This window comes from Pseudomonas thermotolerans DSM 14292, from assembly GCF_000364625.1.
GTDB classification, from domain to species: Bacteria; Pseudomonadota; Gammaproteobacteria; order Pseudomonadales; family Pseudomonadaceae; genus Aquipseudomonas; species Aquipseudomonas thermotolerans.
Map to the genome: position 1 here is coordinate 74721 of NZ_KB822603.1, position 15603 is coordinate 90323.

Here is a 15603-nt window from a genome sequence, read left to right on the forward strand (position 1 = left end):
ACCGGGCCGCACACCGGAACGGGGCAGCCAGCCCAGACAAAGAAAAGCCCGCCAAAGGGCGGGCCAGAACTCGCAAGCGAGGAGTCGGAGGGTAACGAAGAAGGACCGCGGCTAGCTGCCACGGTAGGTGGAGTAGCTGTACGGCGAGATCAGGAGCGGCACGTGGTAATGCTCCTGGGCGGCGTCGATGCCGAAACGCAGCACCACCACGTCGAGAAAGGCGGGACTGGCCAGATTCAGGCCGCGCGCCCGGTAGTAGTCGCCGGCATGGAAATGTAGCTGGTAGACCCCAGAGCGGTAGTCGTCGCCCTGCAGGATCGGCGCGTCCAGACGGCCGTCATGGTTGGTCAGCGCGCTGGCGACCAGTTCCAGGCGCTCGCCGTCGACTCGGTACAGCTCCACCCGGATCTTGCTGCCGGGGCAGCCGTGGGCGGCATCCAGTACATGCGTGGTTAAACGTCCCATGGGTTCTGGGCATCCGCGCTCGCCGGGCGAACGCCGCGATGCCACGCCTCCTCTTGTTCGGTTGGGTTCAGGACAACAGCGGGCGCGTGGCCCGGCGTGGTGCTGAGCATGACAGCTGCTCGGGCACCACTATAAGACACTTGAACAAGAAATTGTACACAATAATTCTGATTCTGATCGCCCATCGACCGCCTGCCAATCATCAGTCTATTCCGCATATAACCCAATGATCACGTGGTCCATGACGTTCATAGCTGACCATATGGGCAAGATTCCTGAGGAGATGAGCGGCGAGGTCCTGATGAAAATTTGATTTACAAACAGCGAATCACTTTGTATACAATCACCCCATCCCGATCGTATCGGCACTACCGCCGGCGATCGCCACGTCTACTGGAAAAGGATGACTCCCGTGAGAGCTGACTACCCGCGCGACCTGATCGGCTACGCCGACAACCCGCCCCACCCGCACTGGCCGGGCGAGGCCCGCATCGCCCTGTCCTTCGTCCTCAACTACGAGGAAGGCGGAGAGCGCTGCGTGCTGCACGGCGACAAGGAATCCGAGGCGTTCCTCTCCGAGATGGTTGCCGCCCAGCCGCTGGCGGGCGTTCGCCACATGAGCATGGAGTCGCTCTACGAGTACGGCAGCCGCGCCGGCGTCTGGCGCCTGCTGCGACTGTTCCGCCGGCACGGCATCCCGCTGACCGTGTTCGCCGTGGCCATGGCCGCCCAGCGCCACCCCGAGGTGATCCGCGCGATGGTCGCCGACGGCCACGAGATCTGCAGCCACGGCTACCGCTGGATCGACTACCAGTACATGGACGAACAGCAGGAGCGCGAGCACCTGCTCGAGGCCATCCGCATCCTCACCGAGATCACCGGCGAACGCCCGCTCGGCTGGTACACCGGGCGCACCAGCCCGAATACCCGCCGGCTGGTCCGCGAGGAAGGCGGCTTCCTCTACGACTCGGACACCTACGACGACGACCTACCCTACTGGGACCCGGAAAGCACTCCGGAGAAGCCGCACCTGGTGATCCCCTACACCCTGGACACCAACGACATGCGCTTCACCCAGGTGCAGGGCTTCAACAAGGGCGACGACTTTTTCCACTACCTCAAGGACGCCTTCGACGTGCTCTATGCCGAAGGCCTGGAAGGCGCGCCGAAGATGCTCTCCATCGGCATGCACTGCCGTCTGCTCGGCCGCCCGGCGCGCCTCGCCGCCCTGGCCCGCTTCATCGACTACGCGAAGAGCCACGACAAGGTCTGGTTCGCCCGCCGCATCGACATCGCCCGGCACTGGTACGCCACCCACCCCTTCCCAGCGGAGACCGCCCGATGAGCCGCTTCCAGACCCTGACCCCGTCGCGCCTGAGCCGCGCGGAATTCGTCGCCGCCTTCGCGGAGATCTACGAGCACTCGCCCTGGGTCGCCGAACGCGCCTACGACCTCGGCCTGGACGAAAGCGTCGACGAGATCGAGAGCCTGCACCAGCGCATGGCCGACATCCTGCTCAGCGCCAGTCGCGAGGAACAGTTGGCCCTGATCAACGCCCACCCGGACCTGGCTGGCAAGGCGGCGATCCGCGGCGAGCTGACCGCCTCCTCCACCTCGGAGCAGGCCGGAGCCGGCATCCACGAATGCAGCCCCGAGGAATTCGCCCGCTTCACCGAACTCAATGCCGCCTACAAGGCCAGGTTCGGCTTCCCCTTCATCAAGGCGGTGAAAGGCAGCAACCGGCACCAGATCCTGGCGGCCTTCGAGGAACGCATCCACAACTCCCCGGAGCAGGAGTTCGCCACGGCCCTGGCCGAAATCAACAAGATCGCGCTGTTCCGTCTGCAGCAGCTGTGAGCCGCAGCGGCCCGCCCACCACGTAGAGAAGAAGCCCAATGAAAAACTACGCCGTGCCCTTCGAGAAATACGTCAATCTGGCCGACGCCCGCCTGGGTACCAAGGCCATCTTCGTCACCGACGACTGGTTCGCCGACGTCAATCGCCTGTTCCAGCCGAATCCGCCGGTGTGGAAGGAGGGCGTGTTCGACGACAACGGCAAGTGGATGGACGGCTGGGAATCCCGCCGCAAACGCTTCGAGGGCTACGACTACGCGGTGATCCGCCTCGGCGTGCCGGGCTCGATCAAGGGCGTGGACATCGACACCACCCACTTCACCGGCAATTACCCGCCGTCCGCCTCCCTGGAAGGCTGCTTCGTCGCCGAGGGCGACCCCACCGAGGACACCCCGTGGGTGGAGGTGCTGCCGTCGGTGACCCTGCAGGGCGACAGCCATCACTACCACGAGGTCAATAACGACCAGCCCTTCACCCATCTGCGCTTCAACATCTATCCGGATGGCGGCGTGGCCCGTCTGCGCGTGTACGGCATCCCCTACCGCGACTGGAGCAGCGTGGCCGACAACGAGCTGGTCGACCTGGCCGCCGCCCTCAACGGCGGGCGCGCCCTGGCCTGCTCCGACGAGCACTTCGGACGCATGAGCAACATCCTCAACCCGGGCCGCGGCCTGAACATGGGCGACGGCTGGGAAACCGCGCGCCGCCGCACCCCGGGCAACGACTGGGTGATCGTCGCCCTCGGCCATCCGGGCGAGATCGAGCGCATCGTGGTCGACACCCTGCACTTCAAGGGCAACTACCCGGACAGCTGCTCCATCCAGGGCGCCTACGTGAAGGGCGGCACCGACGCGCAGATCGAGACCCAGAGTCTGTTCTGGCGCGAGCTGCTGCCCAGCCAGAAGCTGGAGATGCACACCGAGCACGAGTTCGTCGAGCAGATCAACAGGCTCGGACCGATCACCCACGTGCGCCTGAACATCTTCCCGGACGGCGGCATCAGCCGGCTGCGCCTGTTCGGCCGGGTCACCAGGTAAGAGAGCGGCCAGGGACGGCCCTCTCCCTCTCGGGAGAGATTTCCGGGACGGCGGCTGGCTGCGGCCGCCCTTCCCAGGCCCCCGGTTCCAGGCGGAGCGGGGGAAACGCCAACCAACAAGTAGAACAGCCATGCGTAGCCTGAAGATCGAGCCCCTGACCAAGGAAGCCTTCGCCCCGTTCGGTGACGTGATCGAAACCGAAGGCAGCGACTATTTCCTGATCAACAACGGCTCCACCCGCCGCTATCACCGGCTCGCCACGGTCGAGACCGCGCTGCCCGAGGATCGGGCGATCATCAGCATCTTCCGCGCCGAGGCCCTGGAGATGCCGTTGCGCATACGCATGCTGGAACGCCATCCGCTGGGCAGCCAAGCCTTCGTTCCGCTGCTCGGCAATCCCTTTCTGGTCGTGGTCGCGCCACCTGGCGATGTACCTGTACCAGGGCTGGTCCGTGCCTTCCGCACCAACGGCAGGCAGGGCGTTAACTACCATCGCGGCGTCTGGCACCACCCGGTGCTGACGATCGAAAAGCGGGATGACTTCCTGGTGGTTGATCGCAGTGGTTCCGGCAACAACTGCGACGAGCATTACTTCACCGAGGACGAGCAACTCCTCCTCGACCCCCACCAATAAGAGAAGACCCCGCATCCGGCGTGCCGGCGGCGGGGAGTGAGGATACGGCTGTGGAAGCACATCTGACTGAATGGCTGAACCTGGGCATTCGCTGGATTCACATGATCACCGGTATCGCCTGGATCGGTGCCTCGTTCTATTTCGTCTGGCTGGAGAACAACCTCGACCGCCGCAACCCGCGGGAAGGTCTGTCCGGCGACCTGTGGGCGATCCACGGCGGCGGCATCTACCACCTGGAGAAGTACAAGCTGGCTCCGCCGCAGATGCCGGAGAAGCTGCACTGGTTCAAATGGGAGGCCTACTTCACCTGGCTGTCGGGCGTCGCCCTGCTGCTGGTGGTCTACTACCTCAACCCCAGCGTTTACCTGATCAAGCCGGGCGTCGAGCTATCCGCCGGCGCCGCCGTGGCCATCGGCTTCGGCTCCCTGCTGGTCGGCTGGCTGGTCTACGACCAGCTGTGCGACTCTCCGCTCGGCAGGCAGCCGGCCCTGCTCGGCCTGGTGCTGTTCGTCCTGGTGGTGCTCGCCGCCTTCGCCTACAGCCAGGTGTTCAGCGGCCGCGCCGCCTACATCCACACCGGCGCGCTGATTGGCACCATCATGGTCGGCAACGTGTTCCGCATCATCATGCCGGCCCAGCGCGCGCTGGTTAAGGCCATCGAGGAGAACCGCGAGCCGGATCCGGTGCTACCGGCCAAGGGCCTGCTGCGTTCGCGCCACAACAACTACTTCACCCTGCCGGTGCTGTTCATCATGATCAGCAACCACTTCCCGAGCACCTACGGCAGCCAGTACAACTGGCTGATCCTCGCCGGCATCGCGGTACTCGCCGTACTGGTGCGCCACTACTTCAACACCCGGCATGCCAGCCAGCAATTCGCCTGGACTCTGCCGGCCGCCGCGGTGGGCATGCTCTGCCTGGCCTTCGTCACCGGCCCCAACCTGAAGCCGGCGACCGGCAACGAGGCGGCCAAGGCCGAGGGTCAGTACCAGCCGCTGCCGGGCACCGCGGTCGGCGGCAAGACCGCCGCCCAGCGTCGGGCCGAGGAGGAAGCCGCCAAGGCCGCGCACCGCGATACCCCGGCTGCGGACACCGCGACCCAGGCCAGCGGCCCGTCCTTCGAGAAGGTGCACAGCGTGATCCATGAGCGTTGCACCGTGTGCCACTCGGCGAATCCGACCAGCCCGCTGTTCAGCAGCGCGCCGGGCGGGGTGATCCTCGACACCCCCGAGCAGATCCGCCAGCTGGCGCCGAAAATCCAGGCCCAGGCCGTGGCCTCGCAGATCATGCCGCTGGGCAACATCACCCAGATGACCCAGGAAGAGCGCGAGCTGCTCGGCCAGTGGATCGCCAGCGGCGCGCCGACCAACTAGACCCACGCCCTGGCCGTCGTTACCGTCGCGGCCAGGAAGCTAGTAGCCCGCCTACCCGGCGGGCTTTTTTTTCGTGCTCCCCTGCCCCTGGCACCAGCGAGATTGGCCCCTTCGCCAAGCGAGACGCCCGGTGGCCATCCCGGCAGCGCGACAGTCCCGGCCTGCGGGCCGGCTCCGCCTCCCCCCGCGCGCCCGGCTCGGCCTGGTACGGACGTTTCCGTCAGGACCTTTGGCCCGCCAATGTGCACAAAACAAAAACAAACTGTTCACAATTTTCCGAAGCCTGTTATAGTCAACAAAACCTGACTCGTGAGACAGCTTTCCGCGAGCACCAAGGCCACGACCGCATAACAACAACACGGCAGGCTGACCGATGAGCAGATCCCCAGAACGCGGAATTCTCCGCACCACCCTCCGCGGTGCCGCCCCACTTCCGATCCGTTACCCCTGAGCGCCCGTACGCCGCCGGGCAGGCCGTGCGCACGGCGGCGCCCGAGCGCTCGGGGCAGCGTGGCTTCCAACAAGAAAACCGACCCGGAGACCCACCACCGATGAAGCGATCCCTCCCCTCCCTGATGCTGGCCGGCGGACTGACCCTTGCGACCCCGGCGCTGGCCGGCGAGCTGCTGCACTGGCAGGACAACAGCCTCACCTACCTGTACGGTGAGAACTTCCAGCGCCTGAACTTCAACGAAGAAGAACAGCGCACCCAGACCACCCTGACCTTCGAGCACGCCAGCGGCTGGGTGTGGGGGGACGTCTTCTACTTCCTCGACTATGTGCGCGCCGACAACCTGCAGTCGCGCGGCAGCTTCGCCAACGGCAGCTTCCGCCAGCACGAGAAGAACAGCTTCTACTACATGGAGTTCTCGCCGCGGGTGAGCCTGTCCTGGCTGACCGGCCTGGACCTCTCCGCCGGGCCGCTCAAGGACGTCAAGGCGGCCTTCACCCTGGAGAAGGGCGACGGCGGTCCCGGCACCGAGAACTACCTGTACGGCATCGGCCTGGACTGGGACGTACCCGGCTTCGCCTTCCTGCAGACCAACCTGTACCGGGTGAAGATCAACAACCAGGTGTTCTTCGCCGACCAGGACAGCAACGGCTACGCCACCCAGCTGACCATCGCCGGCGCCTACCCCTTCGCCATCGGCGACCAGGACTTCGTGGTCGACGGCTTCATCGACTGGCGCTCGCCGTCCGACGAGGCCGGCACCCAGACCTCGGTGGGCTCGTCGATCCAGATCAAGTGGGACGCCGGCAAGCAGCTGTTCGGCGAGGCCCGCAGGCTCTACGTCGGCACCGAACTCAACATGTGGCACAACAAGTACGGCGTGAAGCCGGTGGATGGTTCCACCGACGGCTTCCACCAGACTGCGGTGCAGGCGCTGGTCAAGTACCACTTCTGAAGGCTGCCGACAGCCCCTCTCCCCGAAAGGGAGAGGGGCTGGGGGCTCCTCCGTCTACGACACTACTCGCCGCGTCGCCCCGGGCTGGCGGATCAGCGCCGCCTGCCATTCCCCGGCGGTGAAGGCATCCGTCTCCTGCAGCACCTGTATCTTCCCGGCCACCAGAGTCGCTACCGGTACCCCGTCGCGGAACAGCAGGCGGTTGCCGGCCAGCGCCGGGACCTTGCTGCCGGGCAGCACGGTGCCCAGCAGGTTCAGCGGGTCGCAGGCGGAGAGGGATATCAGGGTTCCTTCCGCCGGGCGCTTGCGCACTTCGCGCAGCAGGCCCACCGCCTCCGGCAGAGCGAACTGCTCGCCGGACAGCCCGGCCACGAAGCGGCCGCCGCGGATCTCCCCGCGGGCTTCCAGACGGTGATAGACCCGCAGCAGCTCGCGCCAGCTGGGCAGCCAGCCCGCCTCGCGCTCCAGCAGCCGCCAGCAGACCACCCCGTAGCGGCGCAGCAGCACCCGGGCGACGTATTCCAGCGCCTCGCCACGCCCCTCTCCCGTCTCGCCGCGACCGCGCAGCAGTACCCAGCGCCCGGCATCCTGCAGGCTGGCCAGGGCGGCGCGGGCCCTCGGGGCGCTGCGTCCGCGACGGGCCGCCGGGAGGAGCAGCGAGCGCAGCCCAGCGAAGCTGTCGGCGTGCACCAGCCCCAGGGCAACCAGCTCGCCCAAGGCATCCTCCAGCTCGCTGCGCAGCAGGCGCGCCTCGTCCATCAGCTCGTCGAAGAACAAGGCGCCATGCTCGGCCAACGCCCGGCGCACCCGCTCGGCACGCGGCGAGGGCTCGGCCGCTGGGACGGCCTCCAGGCAGTTGCGCCAGGTCGCCAGGGCCTTGCGCGGCAGCAGCACGATGGGCGTGCTGCGCAGCGGTCCGCCGCCGCTGCGCGTGCGTCCCGCCAGCCGGCACCAGATCAGCCGCCCGGCGCGGCACAGGTCGTCCAGCCAGTTGATCCCGTAGTCGCTCACCCGGCTCGGCAGGATCTCGCTCTCCCAGGCCCCGGCCGCAGCCTGGAAGCCCTCCAGCTGCGCCAGCACCCCGGCCAGCGCCTCGGCGCCGCGCACCTGGCTGCCCGGCGCGACCCGCTGCCAGTCGAACAGGAAGCGCATGAAGTCGGCCCGCTCCACCGGCTCGATCTCGCGACGCAGGCGCTTGACCGTGTAGCGATGGATGCGCGCCAGCAGATGCCGCTCGCACCACTCCTCATCCCGGGCGCCGGGGTTGAAGCGCCCGCGCAACACATAACCCTCGCGCTCCAAGGCGAGCAGCGCCCGGTTCACCACGGCCACCGGCAGGCGCAGATCGGCGGCCAGGCGCGCCGCCGGCAGCGGACCAAAGCCGGACAGCCGCGCGCGCACCACCTCCACCGCGGCGGACTCGGCCTCCCAGGGCTCGGCGTAGCCGTCCGGCGCGCCGATCGCCGGATGCAGGCGCGCCCCGGGATGCAGGGCCTGCCACTGGGTCAGGCGCTCGGCCGGCAGCCACAGGGCCGGCGCGCCGTCCAGCTGCAGGCAGGTGGCGCGTCGGCCCCTGGCCAGCTGTGCCAGCCAGCCGGCCCAGCCGGGCCGAGCCGCCACTTCCTCGGCGCTCACCGCGGCCAGGGTCATCAGCGCCTCGTGCATCTCGTCCTCGCCGCGCACCAGCGGCCAGGCCTCCTCGCCCACCGCGGCGATGGCCTCGGCATCCAGCACGCCGAGGTCGTCGGCCGATTCCGGATCGCTCCAGCGCCGGCTCAGCACCGCCTGGGTGCGGCGCTCCTCCAGCGGCGCATCGTCGAGGAAGGCATAGGGCCGAGCGCTGAGAATCTCCGCCGCCAGCGCCGAGGGCGCAGGCAGGTCGCGGGCCACCAGCTGCACCTCGCCGGCCTCCATGCGCCGCAGCAGGGCCAGCCAGCCTTCGCTGTCCATGGCCTCGTGCAGGCAATCGTCGAGGGTCTGGGCGACCAGGGGATGATCGGGAATCTCCCGGTCGCCGACGATGTTCTCCAGGCAAGCCACCTGGTCGGGGAACACCGTGGCCAGCAGGTCCTCGCTGCGCATGCGCTGCAGCTGCGGGGCCACCTTGCGACCACCGGCGAAGCGCGGCAGGGCCAGCGCGGTGGTGGCGTTCCAGCGCCAGCGCACGGCGAACAGCGGGGCGTCGAGCAGCGCCTGGATCAGCACCTGCTCGGCCGTCCGGGAGTGCAGGTAGCGCCACACCTCGTCGAGGGGAAAGCTGTGGCTGGTGGACAGCGAGAGGATCAGCGCGTCCTCGCTGGCGGCGGCCTGCAGCTCGAAGTTGAAGCTGCGGCAGAAGCGCTTGCGCAGCGCCAGGCCCCAGGCGCGGTTGATCCGGCTGCCGAACGGCGAATGGATGACCAGCTGCATGCCCCCGGATTCGTCGAAGAAGCGCTCCATCACCAGGCAGCGCTGGGTCGGCAGGCAACCCAAGGCGGCCCGGGCGCGGTCCAGGTATTCGGCGATCTGCCGCGCCGCCGCCTCGCTCAGGCCCAACTCGCCGCTCAGCCAAGCCACAGCCGCTTCCAGCCCCGCGTTCGCCAGGCGCCGCTCCACCTCCTCGCGCAGCCGCGCCACCCCGGCCGACAGCTCGTCGCTGCGCCCTGGCGCCTCGCCCAGCCAGAAGGGAATGTTCGGCGGCTGGCCCTGGGCATCCTCCACCCGCACCCGGCCCGGCTCGATGCGCAGGATGCGGTAGGACTGGTTGCCCAGCTGGAACACGTCGCCGGCCAGGCTCTCCACCGCGAAGTCCTCGTTGACCGTGCCGATCAGTTGTCCCTGGGGCTCCAGCAGCACTGAGTAGTCGCCGGTATCGGGAATTGTGCCACCGGAGGTGATGGCCACCAGACTGGCGCCTCGGCGACCGCGCAGGCGGCGGTTGACCGCGTCATGGTGCAGGTAGGCGGCGCGCACGCCGCGGCGGCTACTGAAACCTTCGGCGAGCATCCTGAGCACCGCGTCATAGGTGGCGCGGGGCAGCTCCCGGTAGGGCTCGGCGCGGGTCAGGAGGCGGAACAGGGCATCCTCGTCCCACTCCTGGCAAGCCACCTCGGCGACTATCTGCTGGGCCAGCACGTCGAGGGGCGCACGAGGAATGACCAGCGCGTCCAGCTCGTCGCGACGCACGCAGTCGAGCAGGGCCGCGCACTCGATCAGGTCATCCCGGGACTGGGGGAACAACCGCCCCTTGGGCATGCCGCCGACGCTGTGTCCGGAACGCCCGACGCGCTGCAGAAAGGCGGCGATGCTGCACGGCGAGCCGAGCTGGCAGACCAGGTCCACGTCGCCAATATCGATGCCCAGCTCCAGGGAGGCGGTGGCCACCAGCACCCGGAGCTCGCCGCGCTTGAGGCGCTGCTCGGCATCCAGGCGCGCCTCCTTGGCCAGGCTGCCGTGGTGCGCGGCCACCGCCGCGTTGCCCAGGCGCTCGGACAGATGGCGGGCGGCGCGCTCGGCCAGGCGACGGGTGTTGACGAACACCAGACAGGTACGGTGCGTCTCCGCCAGTTCGGCGAGCCGGTCATAGACCAACTCCCAGACCTCGTTGCTCATCACCGCCTCGAGGGGCACCGGCGGCACCTCGATGGCCAGGTCGCGGGCGCGGACATGGCCGACGTCGACTATCGCGCAGCCAGCGTCGCCCTGCGCCAGCAACTCCCCCTGGGCACCGGGCAGCGGCCCCTGGCGGCCCATCAGGAAGGCGGCCACCCTGTCGATCGGTTTCTGGGTGGCGGACAGGCCGATGCGCAGCAAGGGCCGCCGGCACAGCGCCTCCAGCCGCTCGATGCTGAGCATCAGGTGGCTGCCGCGCTTGCTGCCGGCGATGGCGTGGATCTCGTCGATGATCAGACTGCGGCAGCCGCCCAGCAGCTCCCGTCCGGACGCCGAGCCGAGCAGCACGTAGAGGGATTCCGGGGTGGTCACCAGGATGTGCGGCGGACACTTGCGCATCGCCCCGCGCTCGCTCTGACTGGTGTCACCGGTACGCACCGCGGTGCGAATCGCCACGTCCGGCAGCACCTGGCGGCGCAGCTCGGCGCGGATGCCCTCCAGAGGCTCCTCGAGGTTGACATGGATATCGTTGGACAGCGCCTTGAGCGGCGACACATAGACCACCGCGCAGCGCTCCGCCAGCACCCCGCCATTGGCCAGGCCCTCGCGGACCAGCTCATCGATGGCGGCGAGGAAGGCGGTCAGCGTCTTCCCCGAACCGGTAGGCGCCGCCACCAGCGTCGAACGCCCGGCACGGATCGCCGGCCAGGCAGCAGCCTGGGCCGCGGTGGGCGCGGGGAAACTGGCCTGGAACCAGGCCGCCACCGCCGGATGGAACCCTCCCAGCGCGGCAGCAGGATCGGCAGGTGCGGATGTGCGAGTCATGGCCACCACTATGGTGGCGTCAGGGGCCGGGCTCAAGACCGTTGATCCGGCGCGCCATTCACGGGAGAGGGCCGGGGGCGAGGGCCGAGCGGCCTGAGTCACTCGCCAATATCCTCGTTCCACACCGCTGGATAGCGCTCGATGAAGGTCCGCATCAGCTCGATGCAACGCTCGTCCTGCAGCACCTCCACCTGCACGCCCCGCGCGCGCAGCAGCTCTTCTTCGCCCATGAAGGTGCGGTTCTCCCCCACCACCACTCTGGGAATCCCGTACAGCAGGATCGCCCCGCTGCACATCGGGCAGGGCGACAGCGTGGTGTAGAGCACCGCGTCACGGTACACGCTGGCCGGCAACCGCCCGGCGTTCTCCAGCGCGTCCATCTCGCCGTGCAAGGTGGCGCTGCCCTTCTGCACCCGGCGGTTGTGCCCGCGGCCGATGATCCGGCCCCGATGGACCAGTACCGAACCGATGGGGATGCCGCCCTCCTCCAGTCCCTGTCTCGCTTCGTCGATTGCCGCCTGCATGAATGGATCCATGGTTCGCTCCTCCGTCAGCATCCTTCTCCAATAGCGGCCGCCGACCCGCTTGGCAAACGCTTCCTCTCTCTGAGCGAGGGGCCGCCGCCAGATGGCCGCTTCCCCTCTCGTCCACTGGAGAGTGTCGCCGGGGAAAGGATCACAGCCCCTGCCGCGCCCGCTGCCGCTGGATATGGTCGATCTTCCACTGCTCCATGCCGAGGAATTCGGAGTTGATGTTCTCCTCCACCCGGTAACGCGCCTTCAGCGCCGCCACCACGGGAGCGTGTTCCGCAAGGAAACGATCGAACCGCTCGATCAGCTGCGGGTGACGGATCGTCGAGAGATGGTAGGTGCCGCGCTGGTAGGGCAGTGTCGGGTCGAACACCAGGGCGTTGGGCGAGCTGCTGCGGTGATTGAGGGCGTAGATGGCCACCTCGACGTTGTAGTAGCCACCGTCGGCGCGGCGTTTCAGAGTGCTGTGGATCATCTCGCGCAGGCTGGCGGCACTCACCTGCTGCAGCGTCCCGGCTGCGATGGCGTCGCGGTACTGCTCGGGCGTCCAGCCCTCCACCACGGCCAGGCGGCGCAGCTGGCGGAGGCCCTTGCCTTGCTGCAGGGGAGCGACCAACACGCCGTCGATGAAGTCAGCGGTTGCGGCGCTGTAGCTCAGACGCTGGCCGGCCTTGGCCTGGACCGCCCAGGTCGGGCTGTCCGGGTACTTCAGGTCGACCCGGCCTTCCAGCAGCTCGCCAAGTAGACCGGCCGGCGCGACCGCCCGGTAACGCAGTTCTATCCCCGCCTCGCGGGCGAAGGTATCCAGCAGTTCGCGGGCGAACCCCTGGTACTGGCCTTGTTCATTGAGGGAAAAGTACGGTTCGAAATCCGCCCGCTCGACGCCGACCACGTAGCTCTCGGCATGGGCGACGACAGGCAGCAGGCTGGCAAGCAGGCAGGAGCGTAACAGGGCTTTCACGGGACTCTCCAGGGTCGGTGAATGTCGCCGCGGTAACAGTCCGCGGCCTGGCGCCTCTGACAATCAAGTTTCGCGCCAAAACCTGACCGCAAGGACAACTTTCTGCAGCACCGTCCACATCAAGGATCCCCTGGCAGCCATCAGGCGAACATCACGCCCGACGGCCCTGCCCTTAACGGCGGATCACGAAGCCGCTAAGCCCCTGCAGCGGCTGGTCCTCCAGCTCGACGCCCGTGACCCTGGCCGCACTCGGCCCGCGCCAGAGCCATTCGGCCAGCTCGCGCACGGCTTCCTCCTCGCCCTCGAACAGCACTTCCACCCGACCATCGTCCAGATTGCGGACCCAGCCATCCAGCCCTAGCCGCTCCGCCTCCTCGGCAGTGCTCTGCCGAAAATAGACGCCCTGAACCTTGCCACTGACGTAGCCATGCTTGCATTGACGCGCCATTACGCTTCCTCTGATGTACTGTCTTGCCAGCTGCCCCGAAGGGAATCACTGCGCCGCCTGCAAGGCCTCCAGACGCTTGCGCAGCCCCTCGGCATTCTGCTCGCCCAACAGCCGGTCGCGAACCTTGCCAGAGGGGTCGACGATATAGGTGACCGGCAGCGCCTCGGTGCGCGGCAGGTCGAAGCGCGGCGCGGGGTCGGTGGCCAGGACGGTGAAACGGATGCCCAGGGCCTCGGCGCCCTTGGCCAGCTCCTCGCCCTGCAGACCGTCGAAGTTCACGCCGAACACCTCGGCCTCGCCCTTCAACTGTTCGGCGAGCAGATTCAGTTGTGGGATCTCGGTTCTGCAGGGGGCGCACCATTCGGCCCAATAATTGATGACAAGCCACTGGCCATGGAGGCGATCTGCCGCTACCTTTCGCCCATGCTGGTCGACGCCCGCATCCTCGGCGCAGCCGGCCAGCAGCAGACCGGCCCACAGCACAACGACCAACCGCCACAGAAGTCTCTGGAGTCCAGCGCCCATGCAGTCGATCCTCATCCTTAATGCAGGGTTGATATGACACTGGATGCCTTGCGCCTGGAAGTGCCGGACATCCGCGAAGAGGGAGTGGAATCGCTTGCCGATCTGCACCAGCGCCTCGCCGATGCCCGCAGGCAACCCCATGAACACGGCCTGCAACAGGCCCTGAGCCTGCTGTTCAGCCTGAACCGCAGTGCCATGACCTTACTCGAAAGGCAACGGGCGCTGCAAAGCTTCACCGAGGAATACCTGCACTACGCCAGGCACGCCAGCCAGGCCGCGCCGTCGTCGCTCGAGGTGCGCCTCTGCGCGGAGCTGGCCGCGGGCTTCAAGCGCCTGCTGCTGCAGATCCTGCAGAGCAAGCACCCGTCCCGCCCGCACCTGGCCTGGTGCCTGTACATGGCCCAACACTTTCTGGCGCAGACCCTGCTGCGCCACTACCAGCTCTATCAGGAGCCGCCGGCCGGCCTGTGGCGCGACAGCCACCTGCTGTACTGGATCGGCGAGCGCCAGGAGTGTCTGGACGAACCGATCGCCGCGCCCTTCCAGCCGCAGGCCGCCGCCACCCTGCGCGGTCTCTACCAGCAGATACTGCTGCTCGCCCTGAGCAACCCCTTCCACCTGGCCGAGGGCGAGGCCCTCCTGCTGTTCCGTGCCCTGGCGCCACTGGCCGGACTGGCCCGCCTGTGCTCCTGGGACGAGGAAGGCATCGACGAAGGCCCCACGGTGGACCTTGCCAAGGCTCAGCCCTTCGTGCCTCTGGACCGCCAGCCGGATGGCGCGGACGAGGTGCTGCGGCGCTTCGAGCTGGGCCCGCTGCTGATCGCCCTGCACGACCCGGCGCCGCTGCAGACCCCGCAGGAATTCCAGCTGCTCGAACGGGTGCGCCAGCACTGGCTGCACCGCCAGCAGCGCCGCCACGAGCGCACCGACCAGTACGGCGAGTACCTGCTGGTGATCGGCCTGGCCGACATCCACGCCCAGCTGCTCGACCAGCACCCCGGCCACAGCCACGCCCAGGTGCTCGACGTCAGCCCCGGCGGCGCGCGCCTGCTGTGCAGCGTCGGCCAGGCCGAGCGACTGCCGGTGGGCCAACTGCTACTCCTGCTCGGCAACGCCACGCCGGTGCTGGCGGTGATCCGCTGGCGGCACATCAACGAGGCCGGCCTGCACCTGGGCATTCGCTACATGAAGGGCCTGGCCCGCCCGGTCTGGCTGCGCCGCGCGCCCAATGCGCCGACCCACGCCGGCATCCTGCAGAGCACCCCGGCCCCTGGCGGTGACTGGCACCACGGCCTGTGGCTGCCACAGGGCAAGTTCGTGGATGGCGAGAATCTCTGGCTGCAGATGCTCAACGCCCACAATCAGGCCATAGTGCCGCTGAGCAGCGCCAACCTGTCCACCCCGCTGGTAACCCGCTACCCGCTGAAGCTGGCCTGAACCGCAAACTGCGAGACCGGTCACGCGTAGCGGCGGCCGAGTCCACAGTTCGCGCGCCAGGCCCGTGCCTATAATCCCCGGCCAGTTCATGGAGCCGACGCAATCTGCCCGGGAGCCGCAATGACCCAAGCCCACGACAAGCTGATCGGCAACGTGCCGGCGCGCATCAGCGACAGCGCCAGCCCGATCCTCACGCCCTACGAGGGCCGAGTCGCCGAATACAACGTCGCTACCTGGCTGCACCTGCCAGGGCTGGCCGACCTGCCGGTATCGCTGCTGGTCCGCTATCTGGACGGCGAGACGCACCGTGAGGTGGTCCTCGACCACGGCAGGGTCAACGCCCATCACAAGATCCTGCTGTCCGGCGTCGCCCGCCTGCCGGTGCGTCAGAAGCTCAGGGACATGCAGGTGGTGCTGCGCGCCGCGGTGGCAGTGCGCAACCTGATCGTCGAGGAACTCTTCGTGCAGGCCGTGGAACAACCCGCCGACGAGGAGCGACGTGCGCTCGCCTGAGCGT

Annotated in this window: 14 protein-coding genes; 8 read left to right on the forward strand and 6 right to left on the reverse strand. The window is 68.0% G+C overall.

Annotated features, from left to right (window positions below):
• Nucleotides 1-111 precede the first annotated feature (111 nt).
• Nucleotides 112-465 (reverse strand): hydroxyisourate hydrolase, encoded by a 354-nt coding sequence (uraH, locus tag H165_RS0105470; protein WP_026146385.1) that lies wholly within the window; start codon nucleotides 463-465, stop codon nucleotides 112-114.
• Between the two features lie 412 nt (nucleotides 466-877).
• On the opposite strand from uraH, the gene puuE reads away from it, so the two are divergent.
• The 6 genes from puuE (at nucleotide 878) to H165_RS0105505 (ending at nucleotide 6769) form a co-directional block, all read left to right on the forward strand.
• Nucleotides 878-1810 (forward strand): allantoinase PuuE, encoded by a 933-nt coding sequence (gene puuE / locus H165_RS0105480; protein ID WP_017937902.1) that lies wholly within the window; start codon nucleotides 878-880, stop codon nucleotides 1808-1810.
• Nucleotides 1807-2322 carry a 2-oxo-4-hydroxy-4-carboxy-5-ureidoimidazoline decarboxylase gene (uraD, locus tag H165_RS0105485; protein WP_017937903.1) on the forward strand — a complete coding sequence of 172 codons (516 nt, stop codon included), beginning with the start codon at nucleotides 1807-1809 and terminating at the stop codon, nucleotides 2320-2322. The genes puuE and uraD overlap by 4 nt, the downstream gene beginning before the upstream one ends.
• 38 nt (nucleotides 2323-2360) lie before the next feature.
• Complete coding sequence (alc, locus tag H165_RS0105490) at nucleotides 2361-3356, forward strand: allantoicase (RefSeq protein WP_017937904.1); 996 nt, start codon at nucleotides 2361-2363, stop codon at nucleotides 3354-3356.
• A gap of 130 nt (nucleotides 3357-3486) precedes the next feature.
• Complete coding sequence (locus H165_RS0105495) at nucleotides 3487-3990, forward strand: ureidoglycolate lyase (RefSeq protein ID WP_017937905.1); 504 nt, start codon at nucleotides 3487-3489, stop codon at nucleotides 3988-3990.
• A 50-nt stretch (nucleotides 3991-4040) separates the two neighbouring features.
• Entirely contained in the window at nucleotides 4041-5363 is a 1323-nt protein-coding gene (locus tag H165_RS0105500) for a urate hydroxylase PuuD (protein WP_017937906.1), read from the forward strand.
• Nucleotides 5364-5914: 551 nt separating this feature from the next.
• On the forward strand, nucleotides 5915-6769 hold the full coding sequence (locus tag H165_RS0105505) for an outer membrane protein OmpK (protein WP_017937907.1): 855 nt from the start codon (nucleotides 5915-5917) through the stop codon (nucleotides 6767-6769).
• A 54-nt stretch (nucleotides 6770-6823) separates the two neighbouring features.
• Here H165_RS0105505 and H165_RS0105510 read toward each other — a convergent pair whose 3' ends face one another.
• The 5 genes from H165_RS0105510 to H165_RS0105530 all read right to left on the reverse strand — a co-directional run bounded on the left by H165_RS0105510 (nucleotide 6824) and on the right by H165_RS0105530 (nucleotide 13649).
• Nucleotides 6824-11185, reverse strand: a complete 4362-nt coding sequence (locus tag H165_RS0105510) for a DEAD/DEAH box helicase (RefSeq protein WP_081609331.1) — start codon at nucleotides 11183-11185, stop codon at nucleotides 6824-6826.
• Between the two features lie 98 nt (nucleotides 11186-11283).
• Nucleotides 11284-11721 (reverse strand): nucleoside deaminase, encoded by a 438-nt coding sequence (locus H165_RS0105515; RefSeq protein ID WP_017937909.1) that lies wholly within the window; start codon nucleotides 11719-11721, stop codon nucleotides 11284-11286.
• A gap of 139 nt (nucleotides 11722-11860) precedes the next feature.
• Entirely contained in the window at nucleotides 11861-12676 is an 816-nt protein-coding gene (locus tag H165_RS0105520; RefSeq protein ID WP_017937910.1) for a substrate-binding periplasmic protein, read from the reverse strand.
• A 172-nt stretch (nucleotides 12677-12848) separates the two neighbouring features.
• Nucleotides 12849-13124, reverse strand: a complete 276-nt coding sequence (locus H165_RS0105525; RefSeq protein ID WP_017937911.1) for an acylphosphatase — start codon at nucleotides 13122-13124, stop codon at nucleotides 12849-12851.
• A gap of 45 nt (nucleotides 13125-13169) precedes the next feature.
• Nucleotides 13170-13649, reverse strand: a complete 480-nt coding sequence (locus H165_RS0105530) for a TlpA family protein disulfide reductase (protein WP_036987364.1) — start codon at nucleotides 13647-13649, stop codon at nucleotides 13170-13172.
• A gap of 33 nt (nucleotides 13650-13682) precedes the next feature.
• Here H165_RS0105530 and H165_RS0105535 point away from each other — a divergent pair, with 33 nt between their 5' ends.
• On the forward strand, nucleotides 13683-15086 hold the full coding sequence (locus H165_RS0105535) for a PilZ domain-containing protein (RefSeq protein WP_017937913.1): 1404 nt from the start codon (nucleotides 13683-13685) through the stop codon (nucleotides 15084-15086).
• A 120-nt stretch (nucleotides 15087-15206) separates the two neighbouring features.
• Nucleotides 15207-15599: a hypothetical protein gene (locus H165_RS0105540; protein ID WP_017937914.1), complete on the forward strand. Its 393-nt coding sequence runs from the start codon at nucleotides 15207-15209 to the stop codon at nucleotides 15597-15599.
• Nucleotides 15600-15603: the final 4 nt, after the last annotated feature.